13 protein-coding genes are annotated in these 15,766 nt (G+C 69.8%); 10 read left to right on the top strand and 3 right to left on the bottom strand.

The window, feature by feature from the left end:
• The 7 genes from purQ to purN all read left to right on the top strand — a co-directional run.
• On the top strand, window positions 1–1,055 hold a 1,055-nt coding region (purQ, locus tag C4313_RS04075; protein ID WP_352428598.1), incomplete at its 5' end, for a phosphoribosylformylglycinamidine synthase I.
• Between the two features lies 1 nt (window position 1,056).
• Window positions 1,057–2,043, top strand: a complete 987-nt coding sequence (locus C4313_RS04070; protein WP_352428597.1) for a phosphoribosylaminoimidazolesuccinocarboxamide synthase — start codon at window positions 1,057–1,059, stop codon at window positions 2,041–2,043.
• Window positions 2,040–2,546 carry an AIR carboxylase family protein gene (locus C4313_RS04065; protein ID WP_352428596.1) on the top strand — a complete coding sequence of 169 codons (507 nt, stop codon included), beginning with the start codon at window positions 2,040–2,042 and terminating at the stop codon, window positions 2,544–2,546. The genes C4313_RS04070 and C4313_RS04065 overlap by 4 nt, the downstream gene beginning before the upstream one ends.
• A gap of 18 nt (window positions 2,547–2,564) precedes the next feature.
• Entirely contained in the window at window positions 2,565–4,049 is a 1,485-nt protein-coding gene (gene purF / locus C4313_RS04060; protein WP_352428595.1) for an amidophosphoribosyltransferase, read from the top strand.
• The gene (gene purD, locus C4313_RS04055) at window positions 4,046–5,350 is read left to right on the top strand and encodes a phosphoribosylamine--glycine ligase (protein ID WP_352428594.1); all 1,305 of its coding nucleotides are present in this window, start codon (window positions 4,046–4,048) and stop codon (window positions 5,348–5,350) included. Before purF ends, purD begins: the two co-directional genes overlap by 4 nt.
• On the top strand, window positions 5,347–6,378 hold the full coding sequence (gene purM / locus C4313_RS04050) for a phosphoribosylformylglycinamidine cyclo-ligase (protein ID WP_352428593.1): 1,032 nt from the start codon (window positions 5,347–5,349) through the stop codon (window positions 6,376–6,378). The genes purD and purM overlap by 4 nt, the downstream gene beginning before the upstream one ends.
• Window positions 6,379–6,380: 2 nt before the next feature.
• Window positions 6,381–6,992, top strand: coding sequence for a phosphoribosylglycinamide formyltransferase (gene purN, locus C4313_RS04045; protein WP_352428592.1), 612 nt, complete (start codon window positions 6,381–6,383; stop codon window positions 6,990–6,992).
• A gap of 16 nt (window positions 6,993–7,008) precedes the next feature.
• Here purN and C4313_RS04040 read toward each other — a convergent pair whose 3' ends face one another.
• The gene (locus tag C4313_RS04040) at window positions 7,009–8,175 is read right to left on the bottom strand and encodes an AI-2E family transporter (protein WP_352428591.1); all 1,167 of its coding nucleotides are present in this window, start codon (window positions 8,173–8,175) and stop codon (window positions 7,009–7,011) included.
• A 214-nt stretch (window positions 8,176–8,389) separates the two neighbouring features.
• Between C4313_RS04040 and C4313_RS04035 the strand changes: the two genes are divergently transcribed.
• Window positions 8,390–10,387, top strand: a complete 1,998-nt coding sequence (locus tag C4313_RS04035) for a helicase-related protein (protein WP_352428590.1) — start codon at window positions 8,390–8,392, stop codon at window positions 10,385–10,387.
• Between the two features lie 187 nt (window positions 10,388–10,574).
• On the opposite strand, the gene C4313_RS04030 is transcribed toward C4313_RS04035, so the two are convergent.
• Window positions 10,575–10,742: a hypothetical protein gene (locus tag C4313_RS04030; RefSeq protein WP_352428589.1), complete on the bottom strand. Its 168-nt coding sequence runs from the start codon at window positions 10,740–10,742 to the stop codon at window positions 10,575–10,577.
• Window positions 10,743–10,944: 202 nt separating this feature from the next.
• Entirely contained in the window at window positions 10,945–11,985 is a 1,041-nt protein-coding gene (gene rfbB / locus C4313_RS04025) for a dTDP-glucose 4,6-dehydratase (protein ID WP_352428588.1), read from the bottom strand.
• Window positions 11,986–12,323: 338 nt separating this feature from the next.
• Between rfbB and dnaA the strand changes: the two genes are divergently transcribed.
• Both dnaA and C4313_RS04015 read left to right on the top strand, forming a co-directional pair.
• Window positions 12,324–13,649 (top strand): chromosomal replication initiator protein DnaA, encoded by a 1,326-nt coding sequence (gene dnaA / locus C4313_RS04020; RefSeq protein ID WP_352428623.1) that lies wholly within the window; start codon window positions 12,324–12,326, stop codon window positions 13,647–13,649.
• A gap of 100 nt (window positions 13,650–13,749) precedes the next feature.
• A partial coding sequence (locus tag C4313_RS04015; protein WP_352428587.1) for a ComEC/Rec2 family competence protein occupies window positions 13,750–15,766 on the top strand: 2,017 nt, incomplete at its 3' end.

Raw genomic sequence — 15,766 nt, 5'->3', positions numbered from 1 at the left:
CCCCCGCCGATGATGGGATCCTGTTCTCGGAATCCCTCACCCGTTTCTTGGTGGAGGTCCGCCCAGAGGCAGCGGCGGCCTTCGAGGCCCAGATGGCCGGCCACCCGGTGGCGCGCCTCGGTCAGGTGACCGCGGATGGGTTCCTCCGGGTCATCGGAGGCGAGGGGACGGTCTGCCTGGCGCTGTCGATCGCCGAATTGGAGCGGGCCTGGCGGGGGGAGGAAGCTCCGGGCGGGCACGCCCGATGCCTCGCCCGGCCACGCCCGGCTGCGCCCGCCCTCCGCCGCCGGCCCCGGGTGCTGATCCTGTGTGCGGACGGAACAAACCGCGCGCGAGAGGCCGCTTGGGCCTGCGCGGCGGCGGGGGGCGAGCCGGAGATCGTGCATATCCGCCAGTTGCGGAGCGGCGAGCGCCGCCTGATGGATTACGCCATGCTGGTCCTCCCCGGTGGCTTCTCCTATGGGGACGACCTGGGGGCCGGCACCCTCTGGGCCCTCGATCTGCGCTGCGATCTGGGAGAAGATATCGCCCGGTTCATCGAGGACGGCCGCCTGGTGCTGGGGATCTGCAACGGGTTCCAGGCGTTGGTGAAAGCCGGGTTCCTCCCCGGATGGGGGGAGGAGCCGGCGCGGCGATCCCTCACCTTGGCCCCCAATGCCTCCGGCCGCTTCGAATGCCGTTGGGTTTACCTGCGGCCGAATCCCCGAAGCCCATGTCGCTTCACGGAGGGCCTGGACGGCCTCCTCTACTGTCCGGTCGCTCACGGGGAGGGCCGTCTCCTGGCCCGGGACGAGGCGGTCCTGGAGGCTTTGGAACGCCAGGGGCTGATCGCCCTGACCTATGTGGACCCGCAGGGTCGGCCGGCGGGCTACCCCTTCAACCCGAACGGCTCCCAACGGGGCATCGCCGGGCTGTGCAACCCCGCGGGCAACGTGCTGGGCCTGATGCCCCATCCCGAGGATCACATCTTCCCGTGGCAACACCCTCGCCACCACCGCGGGGAGAGTGGGGGCTTGGGGTTGCTCCTCTTCCAAAACGCGTTGCGGAGGTGTTGAGATGGCCCTTTCGGAGGCACAAATCGCGGCGGCCCTTCCCCATGCCCTCTGGACCGTCGACCTGGCCGGTCTGGGTCCAAAGCGCAGCGGGAAGGTGCGGGACATCTACACGGTCGGCGACCGCCTGGTGATGATCGCCACCGACCGCATCTCGGCTTTCGACCGGGTGTTGGGGGTAATCCCTTACAAGGGCGAGGTGCTTAACCGCCTCAGCGCGTGGTGGTTCGAGCAGACCCGGGATATCGTCCCGAACCACGTGATCGCAGTCCCTGATCCGAACGTGATGATCGTCCGCCGGGCGGAGCCCCTCCTCGTGGAGGTGGTCGTTCGAGGCTATATCACCGGGGTCACCAAGACCTCCCTGTGGACCCTGTATGCGCAAGGGGAGCGGCAGCCCTATGGGATCCCACTCCCGGAGGGCCTGCAGAAGAACGATCCCCTGCCCCATCCCATCATCACCCCAACCACCAAGGCCCCTTCCGGGGCTCACGACGAGGTGCTGACGCGGGAGGAGATCCTGGCCCGCGGCCTGGTCCCGGGGCCCCTGTGGCGCGAGATAGAGGAACGCGCCCTGGCCCTCTTCGCCCGAGGGCAGGCCCTGGCCCGCGAGGCCGGGCTCCTCTTGGTAGACACCAAATATGAGTTCGGCCTGGTCGATGGGGAGTTGGTGTTGATCGACGAGTTGCATACGCCGGACTCCAGCCGCTACTGGCGGGCCGATACCTACCGGCGCGGCCACGAACCGGAATCGCTGGACAAGGAGTTCGTCCGCGCGTGGTTCGCCCAGCAGGGCTACCGGGGAGAGGGGGAACCCCCAGCGATGCCGCTGGAGGTGATCGTCGGGGCAGCGGCCCGCTATATCACCGTCTACGAGCGGCTGACCGGCCAGCCCTTTGCGCCCGGGGAGGTGCCCGCCGCCCCGCGCATCGCCCGCCGCGTGGGGGAGGCCCTGGCCCCACAGGATCGCTCGCTGGAGGCAGCCCTATGACACCCTTGGTGGTCATCCTCATGGGCTCCCGGTCTGATCTGGAGCACGCCCGCGCGGTGATCCGCGCCCTCGAAACCTTCGGGCTGGCTTGGGAATTGCGGGTGGCCTCCGCCCACAAGGTCCCCGACTACCTCCTAGAGCTCCTGCGGGCCTACGAGGCGGATCCCCGTCCCAAGGTCTACATCACCATCGCCGGCCGCTCCAACGCCCTGAGCGGCCTGGTGGACGGCCAGGTCCAGGCCCCGGTGATCGCCTGCCCGCCACCCTCCGAGGCCTTCGGGGGTGCGGACATCTTCTCCTCCCTGCGGATGCCCGGGGGCATTGCCCCCGCCGTGGTGCTCGAGCCGACGGGGGCCGCCCTCCTGGCCGCCAAGATGCTCGGCTTGGCAGATCCCGCGGTGCGGGAGCGGGTGGCGGCCTTCCAAGCCCAACAACGGGAACGCCTGCGAAGGGACGACCAGGAGATCCAAGAACAGGTCACCGCGACGGCCCGAGGCGCCTAACGGAATAAGGAGGAGGCCGTGGCTGGTGATCGGCGGGAGGCTTGCGGGGTGGTAGGGATCGTGGCCCCTGGCCAGGACGCCGCCCGACTGGCGCTCCTGGGCCTCTACGCCCTGCAACACCGCGGCCAGGAGAGCGCCGGGATCGCCACCAGCGACGGGCAGGCGGCCTATCTGCACAAAGGCATGGGGCTGGTTTCCCAGGTGTTCGAGGAGAGCCTGATCCGCCAGCTGCGGGGGCCTCTGGCCATTGGGCACACCCGTTATGCCACCACCGGCTCGTCCACGCTGCGCAACGCGCAGCCCTTCCTGATCGAGACCTTGCACGGCCCTCTGGGTCTGGCCCACAACGGACAGCTCGTCCACGCCTCGACCCTGCGACGGCGTCTGTTAGCCCGAGGGGTAGGCCTCGCCTCCGGCAGCGACAGCGAGCTCATCCTCCAGATCCTCGCCTCCCCGCCGGAGGCCTGGGCCGAGGAGATCGGAACCGTGCCCCCCGATCCCGACCCCTGGGTGGAGCGGATCCGAGCGCTGCTGCGGCTGGCCCCCGGCGCCTATGCCCTGGTGCTGCTCACCCGAGAGGCCCTTTACGCGGTGCGGGACCCCTATGGCTTCCGCCCGCTGTGCCTGGGCGCCCTCGATCCTGGTTACGCGGTGGCCTCCGAGTCCGGCGCCTTGCGGCTCATCGGGGCCCGCTACCTGCGGGAGATCCGGCCCGGCGAGATCGTCCGCTTGGACGCCCACGGCCTGCGCTGTTGGGAAGAAAGCGCAGCGCCCACACCTGCCTTCTGTGTGTTCGAATACATTTACTTCATGCGGCCCGACGCCCGACGGGAGGGCGGCACGATCTATGGCGTGCGGCTGGCCCTGGGCCGCCAACTGGCCCGTGAGGCCCCCGCCCCTGCCGACATCGTCGTTGGGGTTCCCGATTCGGCCACCCCCCACGCCATCGGCTACAGCCTGGAGTCCGGTCTCCCCTTCATCGAGGGGTTGATCAAAAATCGCTACATCGGCCGCACCTTCATCCAGCCCGACGACGCCGTGCGCCGGATGGGGGTCCGCCTGAAGTTCGAGCCCCTGGTCGAGGTCCTCCGGGGGCGGCGGGTGGTGCTGGTGGACGACTCGATTGTGCGCGGACATACCACCGCGCAATTGGTGCAGCTGCTCCGGGAGGGCGGTGCCGCTGAGGTCCATGTCCGCGTGGCCTCCCCGCCCATCCGTCACCCTTGCTTTATGGGCATCGACATGGCGACCTATGAGGAACTGATCGCCCACCGGCTGGACGTGGAGAGGATCCGCCACTCCATCGGCGCCGACAGCCTGGCCTACCTCAGCCTCCCCGGCCTGATCCAGGCGGTGCGCGCGGCCCTCCCCGGGGGAGAGGGGGGTTACTGCACCGCTTGCTTCACTGGCCGCTATCCGATCCCTGTGGAGGAAGAAGCGACCGAGGCCGTGGGGATGGTGCGCCGGCATCCGGAGAACATCCAGGGGGTATCTCTCCGATGAGGGGAGCGCGGGTGCTGGTGATCGGATCTGGGGGACGGGAGCACGCCTTGGCATGGGCGTTGGCCCGCTCCCCGCACGTGGCAACGGTGTTCGTGGCCCCGGGCAACGCCGGAACACGGTGGGCGGGAGACGAGACCCGCGCCCCGGCGATCCGGGTGCCTTTGCGGGAAGGGGATCTGGAGGCATTGCTCGCCTTCGCCCGGGAGCAGCGCATCGACCTCACCGTGGTGGGGCCGGAGGCCCCTCTGGCCGCAGGGATCGTCGATCGCTTCCAGGAGGCCGGGCTGCGGATCTTCGGCCCCTCCCGGGCGGCCGCCCAGATCGAGGCCTCCAAGGCCTTCGCCAAAGCCTTCATGCAGGCCCACGGGATCCCCACCGCGGATTTCCGAACGTTCTCCGATCCGCAAGACGCCTTGGCGTGGGTGCGCCGCTGTCAGCGGCCCCTCGTCGTCAAGGCCAGCGGCCTGGCGGGCGGGAAAGGAGCCTTCGTCTGCGAAACCCCTGAAGCGGCCGAGGCCGCCGTTCGCCAGCTGATGGTGGAGCGGATCTTCGGGGAAGCCGGCGGGACGGTGGTGATCGAGGAGCGCCTGACCGGCGAGGAGCTCTCGGTGCTGGCCTTCACCGACGGCCAGAGCCTCGCGGTGATGGTGCCGGCGCGGGACTATAAACGGCTGGGGGATGGGGATGCAGGGCCGAACACCGGCGGCATGGGGGCCTACGCCCCCGTCCCCGAGGTCTCCCCCGACCAGTTGGCCACCATCCAACGGACGATCCTCGAGCCCGCCGTGGCCGGCCTGGCCGCCCGCGGAACTCCCTTTATGGGCGTGTTGTATGCCGGCCTCATGCTCACCCCCGAGGGGCCTCGGGTCCTGGAGTTCAACGCTCGCTTCGGGGATCCCGAAGCCCAGGCCCTGCTCCCGCTGTTGGAGAACGACCTCCTGGAGATCCTGGTCGCCTGCGCGGAAGGGACCCTGGATCGGATGATCCTCCGCTGGCGGCCGGGGTCAGCGGTCACGGTGGTGCTGGCCTCGGCCGGCTACCCCGGGCCGGTCCGCACGGGGCTGCCGATCCGTGGGCTGGAGAAGGTCGCCGGGATGGAGGGGGTGTGGGTGTTCCACGCGGGGACGGAGGAGAGCGGAGGCCAGGTCGTGACCGCGGGCGGGCGCGTCCTGGCGGTGACCGCCGTGGGTCCGGATCGAACGTCCGCCGCTGAACGCGCTTACGAAGCCGTCGCCCATCTTTCTTTTGAGGGCATGCAGTTCCGCCGGGACATTGGCTGGAAAGGGGAGCACGGACGATGAGTGCGAAAGCCTACGCGCAGGCAGGGGTCCATTTGGACGTCGCCCGGGAGATCCTGGCCCGCATCGCCCCCGCGGTGCGCTCGACCTATCGGCCGGAGGTGATCGCCGGGCTGGGCGCCTTCGCCGGCCTCCTCGAGGCCCGTCATCTCCAGGCCATGGAAGCGCCCGTGCTGGTGGCCACCACCGATGGTGTGGGCACCAAGGTCCTGGTCGCGGCCCGCCTCCGCCGTTGGGACACCCTCGGCTACGATCTCGTTCATCATTGCGTGAACGACCTGCTGGTCCACGGGGCGGAGCCCCTTTTCATGCTCGACTACATCGGGGGGGAGCGCCTGGACCCGGATGTGGTGACAGCAGTGGTCGCCGGGGTGGCCGCGGCCTGCCGGTCGGTGGGGTGCGTCCTGCTGGGCGGGGAGACGGCGGAGATGCCCGGCGTCTATCGGCCCGGGGCCCTGGAGGTGGTGGGGACCATGGTAGGGATCGTCGAGCGCCAGGGGGTCCTCGACGGCCGTTCGATCCGCCCGGGCGATCGCATCCTGGCCCTCCCCTCCAGTGGGCTGCACACCAACGGCTACAGCCTGGCCCGTAAAGCCCTCAACGATTTGGACTGGGAGGCCATCGTCCCGGACCTGGGAACCTCTATCGGCGAGGCCTTGCTCGCCCCCCATCGCTGCTACGTGGAGCCGATCCGCCGATTGCGAGCGGCTGGCGTTCCCATCAAGGGCCTGGCCCATATCACCGGGGGCGGCGTCTTCGAGAACCTCCCCCGTATCCTGCCGGAGGGGACGGCCGCCGTCCTCCGCCGCGGCACGTGGCCGGAGCCGCCCATCTTCGCGCTGATCCAGGAGCGTGCGGGCGTGGACCCCGAGGAGATGTTCCACGTGTTCAATATGGGGCTGGGGATGTTGATCGTAGTCCCCCCCGAGGCCGTCGCTGTCGCCCTGGCGGCCCTGCCGGGGGAACTCTACGCGGTGGGTGAAGTGGCGACAGGCGCGCGGGAGGTGCGCATCGAGGGGATGCGGCAGTGAGGATGGAACCCTTCCGGCTGGTGGTGATGATCTCCGGGTTCGGAAGCAACCTCCAGGCGATCCTGGACGCCTGCGCCGATGGCCGCCTGCCCGCCCGCGTGGCCCTGGTCGTCTCCAACCGCAAAGAGGCCTACGGCCTGGTTCGGGCGCAGCGGGCGGGCGTCCCCACCCTCTACTTCCCCCTGAAGCCCTACCGGGAGCAGGGGCTGGATCGAACGGTCTACGATCGCGATCTGGCCGAGCAGATCCGCCCCTTCCGGCCTGACCTGATCGTTCTGGCGGGCTGGATGCATGTGCTGAGCCCCGCCTTCCTGGACTGCTTCCCGGGCCGGGTGATCAACCTGCACCCAGCCCTGCCGGGGATGTTCCCTGGCACCAACGCCATCCGGCGGGCCTACGAAGCCTACCGCCGCGGCGAGATCTCTTACAGCGGATGCATGGTCCACCTCGTCACCCCCGAGGTGGACGCCGGGCCCGTCCTGGCCCAGGCGATCGTCCCCATCCTCCCAGAGGACACCCTGGAGACCTTCGAGGCTCGCATGCACGAGGCCGAGCACCGCCTGATCGTCGAGGGAATCCGGAGGGCCCTAGCAGGGTTGGCCCAGGAGGCATGAGGACCCTCATCCTCTCTCATCGATGTTCTTCGATCGAATCGGACGGCGATGCGGCCGGGGCGGTGCGGGGGGCCAGCAGCAGGAAGACCAGGCTGTAGCCGGCGCCAGCCACCGGGATGGCAAAGACGAACCCCCAGAACCCGAAGAGGCGCACCCCAACCAGGACGGCGATCAGGGTGAGCAGGGGCGGCAACCCCGTCGCCTCCCCCAGCAGGCGCGGCGCCAACAGGTGGAAGAGGACCTGCTGGTAGAGCGCCAGGATCAGCCCCATCCAGAGCCCCGCCCACCACTGCCCCTGAAGCCACACGGTCAGCGGGGGGACCCAGAGGGCGATAGGAGCCCCCAGGATCGGAATCAGGATGATCAGGCCACAGAACAGAGCGACCAGGCCAGCGAAGGGGGCCCGGAAGGCGACCATCGTCAGATAGGTGACCAGCCCGTTGATCAGGGCGATCAGCAGCTGCCCCCGCAGAAACCCCCCAAAGGTGCGGTCCAGGATCTGTGCCGCGGCCCGGATCTCATCATGGTAGGCTGGGGGGATCAGCGAGAGGGCCCGGCGGGAGAGGTTGCGCCAATCCAGCATGGTGTAGTAACTCAAGGCCAGGATGAGCAGGAACTCCACCACCCCGCCCCCGATCCGCCGGGCCGTTTCCACCAGGATGGGGAAAGCCCAGCCCGCCCCCCGCCGGGCCAGGTCCTGCCACGTCTCCCGGGAGGGGAGAATGGCCAGGGCGTCCATGGGGAGGTTCAGCCGCCCGGCCAGCGCGCGCTGGAGCTCCAACAAACGCTCGGGCGCCCGCTCCAGCTGGGCGGGCAGAAAGGCGGCCAGCGCCAGGGCCTGATGGACCATCAGGGGCAGCCCGATCAACAGGGCTCCGATGAACCCGAGCAGAAGTCCGGTATACACCAACGTGGCGCCGAACACGTAAGGGACCCGCAGGCGGGCCAGGTGACGCAGCCACGGGGGCGCCCCGCGGCGGACCCAGCCCTCCAGCCACGGCTCGGGGAACAACCCCCGGTCCAGCCATGCCACCACCGGGTGGAAGATGTAGGCCAACAGCCAGGCCAGGGCCAGCATGCGGATCAGGTCGCCGAACAAGTGGAACAGCTGCCACAGCCGCTCTGCGATGTAGATCAGGGCGGCGAGACTGATCAAGAACAACGCCCAGCGCGGCACCCGCACCGTGGCCGGCCTCCTCCAAACGGCTCGCCGGTGGATCCCTCCCATCTTAGCCCAAACCCGTAGGGTGTAGAAAGGGTGTGTTAAACTCCAGTCCATGGCGAACCCTTCGATCCCCACGGACAGGGCGATCATGCGCGCCGGCGGATCTTCTCGGGGTGCCCCTGCGCCCACCATGGTGTTGGTGAAAGGACCCCCGGGCTCGGGGAAGTCCACGGTGGTGCCCTTCGTGCTGGCTGCCCAAATGGACCGGCCGGCGATGGTGGCCGTCCCCACCCGCGCGGCCGCCATCTCCTTGGCCTGGTATGTCAGCCAGCGGACCCGGGATGGGGTCTACGCCCTCCCCCCGGACCTCCACCCGGACGTTTATGCCTTCGCCGGGGGCCGGGAGATCGTCCTGCGAGGGCGGGTGGGATACGCCGTGCGGGGCGCCCACACCCTCCCCTACGGGATGCTGGATGTGCACGTGGCCTACGTGACCACCGGCATCCTCATCCAATACATCATCAGCCAGGGCCTCTCGGGGATCCTCCCGATCGTCGATGAGATCCACCTGCGCACCATGGAGGGGGACCTCGCCTTCGCCCTGATCCTCCGGGCGGGGGTTCCCTTCGCCGTGATGTCGGCGACCATGGAGCAGGTGGAAGGGCGCCTGATCCGCCTCGCCCGGCGGTTCGGCTACGAGGTGGTGGAGATCGAACTGCCCGCCCCCCAATACCCCGTCCGGATCCTCGAGGAGCCGGTCCGCTTCGCCACCCGGGCGGACCGGCCCGCCCAGGTGGTCCTGAAGGCCCTGCGCCGTTACCGTCACCTGAAGTTCCAGGGGACCACGGTGCAGGTCGGCGAGGGGGAGATCCGCATCGAGCACCTGGGGGCTCCCCTTCACGCCCTGATCTTCATGCCCGGCGTGCGAGAGATCGAGGACACCGTCGAAGCGCTGCGGGGAGAGTTCCGGAACGAAGTCCTTCCCCTCTTCGGGGCCATGGCGGTGGGCGAGCAGGAGGCGGTGGTCGAGAAGGCGGCCGACCGGTCCGCCACCCGCATCTTCGTCAGCACGGAACTGGCGGGGGTCTCCCTGACCATGAACGCCGGCCTGGTCCTAGACCTGGGGCTGGTGCGGCGCAGCGAGGCCGACGCCCGCGGCTTCGTCCGCCTGCCGGTGGTCCCGATCTCCCGGGCGGAGGCGGCCCAGCGGGCGGGCCGGGCGGGGCGGACGGCGCCGGGGATCTGCATCCGGTGCTTCCGGATGGCGGAACTGCGAGAGATCGCCCGACCCCCGGAGACCCTGCGCGCCTCCCCCGAGCGCATCGTGCTGGTCGGCGCCGCCCTGGGCCTCTCGGTCCGTGATCTTCCGCTGCCGGACCCGCCCCCTCGGGAGGCGGTGGAGGAGGCCACCCGGCTGCTGCGACGGCTGGGGGCGCTGGACGGCCACGGGCGGATCACGCCGCGAGGCTTTCAGATCCTGGAACTGGGGCTCCCGGCCCGGCTGGCGATCCCCCTGTTGGTCGCCCGGGAGGCCGGGGAGGCGGAGGACCTGTTGGACAGCCTGATCGCCGCCATCGCGCTGCTGGCTGTGGGCCGGCCGTGGCGGCTGCCCGGCTACGGCCCGCCTCCGGGCCGTCAGGGGGACCTGAACGCGGCGATGGCCGCCCTGATCCGCTATATGCAGCGCTCCGCCCTGGATCCCTCCAGGGCGGCGGAGGAGGCCCGGGCTCAGGGCTTCGCCGACCGGGTGCTGGACGAGGCGGCGAACATCTACCTGCCGGACCTGCGGGCGCGGATGCGGCTGCTCTTCGCGGAGGAGGAGGGCCCGTGGGACCGGACCATCCCGAGGGCCGTCGATGAGCGACGCCTGGCGGGATACCTGGCGGCCGGCTTCCCGGACATGGTGGGGTTGGTAGACTGGAAGCGGCGCCTGCTGGAGACGCCAGACGTGCGGTGCTGGATCGGGCGGGATTCCGGGTTCTGGCGGGCGTATGAAGAGGAGCGCCCTCCGTTGGCCATCGCCCTGGCCGGCACCTTCTCCGCCGAGGGCATCCGCATCGCCACCGCCATGGTGCCCGTGACGGCCGAGGACCTGGTCCGGGTGGGGGTGGCGCGGATCCGGGACCGACGCCGGGTCCAAGAGCGGGGTCACGTCCACGAGGAGGCGCTGCTTCTCTGGCGCGGCCTCGAGCGGACCATGGCCGTGCGGCTGATCGTCGAGCCGGAGTGAACCCCAAGCGATATCGAGCGGGGTGGGCGGGGAAATGCGGGGCCGATTGCGGGCGAGACGAGACAGCCCGAGGCCCCCGGTGGCTATGGCCATCCGGGCCCAGAAGCCCGGCCGCCGGCCCCGGAAGGCAAACCCGAAGGCCGCTGCCGCGCCCAGCAGACTGAGGACCAACTCGCCCAGGGAGGCTTTACTCCCCATGGAGGACCGTGGTCAACAGGAGTCCGGCTGTCAGCAACAAGCCGAAGAGGCGATGGAGACGGGCTGTCTGCAAGTCGAGGGTGGCGATGGCCCGCAGGATCTCCCAGATCCCGGCTGCCTTTCGGCGGGCTTGCTCTGCGAAGGGCAGCTTCTCCACAGACGGCTAAGGCCGAGATCGGCGGCCTGACGGGCATAGGCCACCGCCTGACGCACCCCGCCACAGGCAGCCAAACCCAATCCGACTCGACGGAGGATGCTTCCCATGGCAGCCTTCCTGAGAGGCAAGGGGTATATTTTGGTCTGCTCCTGGTGGCTTTCACCAGCGCCCACTGCCCGCCGATCCCCTGCGTGCTCACCGCTCACCGGGGGAAGGCCGGCCGGCCCCGGGCCAGGCGCTCGGCGTATTGCCGCTGGTAGTATTCCCGGTAGGCCCCGCTCTTGATCTTCCGCCACCACCACTCGTTCTCCACATACCACCGCACCGTCTTCTCCAGCGCCTCGTCCAGGGTGTGGCGGCTGCGCCAACCCAGGGCCACGATCTTGGAGACGTCTAGAGCGTAGCGCCGGTCGTGCCCCGGCCGGTCGGGCACCAGGCGGATCAGCGCGTAGGGCTTGCCCAGCAGGTCCAGGATCCGCTTGGCCACCTCCAGGTTTGGGGTCGAGACCCCCGTCCCCAGGTTGTAGACCTCCCCGGGCTGTCCCCGGCGCAACACCAGGTCGATCCCCTCACAGTGGTCCAGCACATACTGATAGTCCCGCATCTGCTGCCCGTCCCCGTAGATGGGCAGGGGCTCGTCGTCGATGGCGTTGGTGATGCACAGGGGGACGAACTTCTCGGGATACTGATACGGGCCGATGTTGTTGGAGCCCCGGGTGATGGTCACGGGGACCCCGAAACTGGTGTGATAGGCCAGGCAGAGGAGATCCGCCCCCGCCTTGCTGGCCGAATACGGGCTGCGCGGCCGTAGGGGATCCTCCTCCCGAGAGGCCCCCTCCAGGACCTCCCCATAGACCTCATCGGTGGAGACCTGGTGGAAACGCAGCCCGAAGGCCCGGGCCGCCTCCAGCAGCACGTAGGTGCCGTAGACGTCCGTCTGCACGAAACTCCCGGGCTCCAACAGCGAGCGGTCCACATGGGACTCGGCGGCGAAGTTCACGATGGCCTCGATGCGATGGTCCCGGATGGCCTCCGCCACCGCCTCCGCGTCGCAGATGTCCCCCCGCACGAAGGCATAACGCCCCCGGAACCGCTCAGCCACGTCCTTCAGGTTGTCCAGGTTCCCCGCATAGGTCAACTTGTCATAGACCAGCACGTAGGCGTCCGGATACGCCTCCAGGGTCCAGCGCACGAAGTTCGAGCCGATGAAGCCGGCCCCGCCCGTCACCATCAGCCGACGCACCGTAGCCTCCTCCTCGGGGTTGTGGAAAAGCTTGTGGATAACTTCCCAAAAAACGGCCTTTCGGACGGGATAATTCTACCTGGCCCTGGGGGATACGGGTAGGGACCGGGTGGAAAACCTTGTGGGGAACGGGGACGTTAAAAGGGAGGGCGGGGGGTTGCTCGCCGTCGGCCCCCTCCGTAGAATCGAACCGCACAAGGGCACCTCCCATAGGACTTCGGCGCATTAGGCCTTCCCCGGACGGCGCGGCCTCTGGGCGGGCGGCTTCCAGCCCATGCGCGCGGGGGATCGTGGGTCGATCGGAGAAGGGGGACGTGATGGACGAAGGGACAACCGCGATGCGGACGCCCAACGCCATCTGGCAGCGGGTGCTGGAGGAACTCCAGCAGCAGATCCCGAAGCCGACCTTCGAGACGTGGGTGAAGGGCACCCAGGTGGTCTCCGCCTCCGACGACCGGCTGGTGGTCGGGGTGCGCAGCGCCTACGCCCGGGATTGGCTGGAGGGCCGGCTGCGGACGGTGATCGCCCGCACGTTGACAGGGGTGGTGGGCCGCCCCATGGCCGTGGACTTCGTGGTCTACGAGAACGGGAAGATCCAGGCGGCCGCCCCCGGGGGCGAGGAGGGGCCGGCTGCTCTGGGGGCCCAGCGCCTGAACCCGCGCTACACCTTCAAGACCTTCGTGGTCGGGCCCAGCAACCGCCTGGCCCACGCCGCCGCCCTGGCCGTGGCCGAGCGGCCCGCCCAAACCTACAACCCCCTGTTCATCTACGGCGGGGTCGGCCTGGGCAAGACCCACCTCCTCCACGCCATCGGCCACGTCTGCGTGCGCAAGGGCCTGCGGGTCCTCTACGTCTCCTCCGAGGAGTTCACCAACGACCTGATCAACGCCATCCGGTCCCAGACCACCGACCAGTTCCGGGACAAGTATCGCTCCATCGACGTCCTGCTCATCGATGACATTCAATTCATCGCCGGGAAGGAGAGCACCCAGGAGGAGTTCTTCCACACCTTCAACACCTTGCACAGCAACGGCAAGCAACTGGTGATCTCCAGCGACCGGCCGCCCAAGGCCCTGGTGACCCTGGAGGAGCGGCTGCGCTCGCGCTTCGAGTGGGGCCTGATCGCCGACATCCAGCCGCCGGACCTGGAGACCCGCATCGCCATCCTCCGGGCCAAGGCCGAGGGTCTGGCCATCCGGATCCCGGACGACGTGATGGAGTTCATCGCGCGGCAGATCCAGAGCAACATCCGGGAGCTGGAAGGGGCCCTGAACCGGGTGGTGGCCTACGCCCAGTTGATGCAGATGCCCCTGACCCGGGAAGCCGCCAGCAGCGCCCTGGCTGACCTGCTCCCGCGGCGGAAGGCCATCTCCATCGAGCGCGTCATCGAGGTGGTGGCCGATTTCTACGGGGTCCCCGCGGAAGCCCTTCGGGGCCCCCGGCGGAACAAGGAGCTGGTGTATCCCCGCCAGGTGGCGATGTATCTGGCCCGGGAGGAGACCGGAGCCTCCCTCCCCCAGATCGGGGAGGCCTTCGGGGGGCGGGATCACACCACTGTGCTCTACGGCATCGAGAAGGTGCAGGGGGAACTGGAGCACAACGAGCGGCTGCGCCGCGAGATCATGGCCATCCGGGAGCGGCTCTACCAGGAAGAAAAGGCCTGACCGCAGCCCGGCCCCGGGGCTGCCCGCGGGCCAGCCTCCGAACCTGCCTATCATTTATATGGAGGAGGTTGACGAAACAGCCCGTCTCCCAAGGCCCGGTATGCCCAACCTGAAGGCCGCCCCGCTGTTCCTCCCCGCCCTGGCCTGGCTGGCCGGGCTCCTCCTCGCCCGCAGCCTCCCGCCGACCACTCCTTCGACCGGCGCCCTCTTCTTCGCGCTCTGGGCCCTCCCCCTCTTGGCGATGGCTGGGGCCTGGGGCCATCGCCCGGCCGCCCGACGGGGTGCCCTGCTGGGGCTGATCGCCCTCGCCGGCGCCCTCCGCGGCGCCCTGCGCCCCACGCCCACCCTTCCCCCGGATCTCATGGCCGCCATCGCCGAGGGCTCAGAGATCTCTATGGAGGGCGTCGTCGTCGACGACCCCGCCGCCCGCGGGCCGGGATCCCGCTTCCGGTTCCGCCCGGAAGGCGCCACGGCGTTCCTCCTCGTGGATCTTCCTCAGGGCCGCCCGGCCTACGGGGACCGCCTCCGGTTGACCGGACGGATCGGCCCCATCCCCCTCCACCCGGAGGTGGACCTGCGGGCGGTCTTGGCCCGCCAGGGCGTGGTGGGGATGTTCTCGGCCCGGGAATGGGCCCGCCTCTCCGGCGGCGCTGGGAGTCCCCTTCTGGGCGCCCTCTACCGACTGCGAGGGTGTTTGCGGGAGCGCCTGCGGGCCCTGCTCCCTGACCCCGAGGCCGGGCTCCTCCTCGGCATCCTGCTGGGCGATGAAAGTGAGATCCCTCGGGAGGTGGAAATTGCCTTCGCCCGCGCTGGCCTCAGCCACATTGTGGCCATCTCCGGCTACAACATCGCCCTCCTCACCGCCCTCGCCCTCACCGCCTTCACCCGGCTCCTGGGCCGCCGCGCCGCCCTCTGGGGGACCCTCTTCCTTATCCCCCTTTACACCCTCCTGGTCGGCGCCTCGGCCTCGGTGGTGCGGGCGGCCTGGATGGGGGCGCTGACCGTCCTGGCCGCCCTCCTTGGGCGATCCTCCGAGACCCTGAACGCCCTCAGCCTCTCCGCCCTCTTGATGACGGCCATCGACCCCTGGGCCCTGGAGGATATCGGGTTCCAGTTGAGTTTCGCCGCCACCCTGGGGCTGCTCTTCCTGGCTCCGCCCCTAGAGAGCTGGGCCCGCCGCGCCGTGGCCATCCTCCTGCGGGACCCCCAGGCGGCGACGCTGGTGGAACCGGTCCGGGAGGCCCTGCTGGTCTCCGCGGCTGCCCAGATGGCCACCGGGCCGCTGATGCTGTATCACTTCCGGGAACTCTCTCTGATCGCCCCCCTGGCCAACCTGCTGGTGCTCCCGGTCCAGCCGCTGGTGATGGGCCTGGGGATCGCTGCTGCCGTAGGCGCCCTGCTCCTCGGCCCGCTGGCCATCCCCCTGGGCTGGGCCGTCTGGTGGCCCCTGGCCTGGTCCGTCCGGGTGGCCGACCTGGCCGCCCGCTGGCCCCTCGCCACCGTCCGCATCGCCCCGGGCTATCGGGAGGGGACGCTGCTGGCCTACGGGGCCGCCCTGGGCTTCCTCCTGCTGCGCCTCCATGGCCTGTCCTTATCCGAGGGGGTCCGCCGCCTGCGCCCCTACCGGCCGGCCCTCCAGGCCTTGGGGCTGATCGGCACCGTCGGGGCCTTGGCCTTCGGGTACCTCCCCGACGCCCGGACGCTGCTGGTGCTCTTCGAGGACGGACGCACGGTGCTGCTGGAGACGCCGGAGGGGCATCGGGTGCTGTGGCTGAACGGGACGGCTGCCTCACCGCTGCCGACGTTGGGGCGCTGGCTGGGGCCCTTCGACCGCCGCCTGGACCTGGTGATCCTGGGGGCGCCGGAGGATCGCCGCTGGCTGGATCTCCTGCAGTCCCGTTATCCGGCCCGACATGTTCTCGGCGCCGAGGGCTCTGTTCCCCCCGGGCTGGAGGTTCGGCTCGGGGCGATCCGCCTGCAGGCCCTTCCGGAGGGCTGGCAGGTCCGTCTCGCCGATCGGGGGGTCTGGATCGTCCGGGGACGGCCGGCGACGGCGGTCGAGCCGGTGGACTGGGTGATCCACCTGGGCGACGAGCGGACCGGCCTGGCGGCGGCCC

It is taken from the genome of Thermoflexus sp. (assembly GCF_040289485.1).
Classification (GTDB): Bacteria; Chloroflexota; Anaerolineae; order Thermoflexales; family Thermoflexaceae; genus Thermoflexus.
This window is presented reverse-complemented; position numbering and strand designations above follow the sequence as displayed.

What these genes read in the sequence shown, in the direction of transcription:
- C4313_RS04070 (WP_352428597.1), top strand. Translation starts at nt 1,057, where the DNA reads ATGGCCCTTTCGGAGGCACAAATCGCGGCGGCCCTTCCCCATGCCCTC.
- C4313_RS04065 (WP_352428596.1), top strand. Translation starts at nt 2,040, where the DNA reads ATGACACCCTTGGTGGTCATCCTCATGGGCTCCCGGTCTGATCTGGAG.
- purD (WP_352428594.1), top strand. Translation starts at nt 4,046, where the DNA reads ATGAGGGGAGCGCGGGTGCTGGTGATCGGATCTGGGGGACGGGAGCAC.
- purM (WP_352428593.1), top strand. Translation starts at nt 5,347, where the DNA reads ATGAGTGCGAAAGCCTACGCGCAGGCAGGGGTCCATTTGGACGTCGCC.
- purN (WP_352428592.1), top strand. Translation starts at nt 6,381, where the DNA reads ATGGAACCCTTCCGGCTGGTGGTGATGATCTCCGGGTTCGGAAGCAAC.
- dnaA (WP_352428623.1), top strand. Translation starts at nt 12,324, where the DNA reads ATGCGGACGCCCAACGCCATCTGGCAGCGGGTGCTGGAGGAACTCCAG.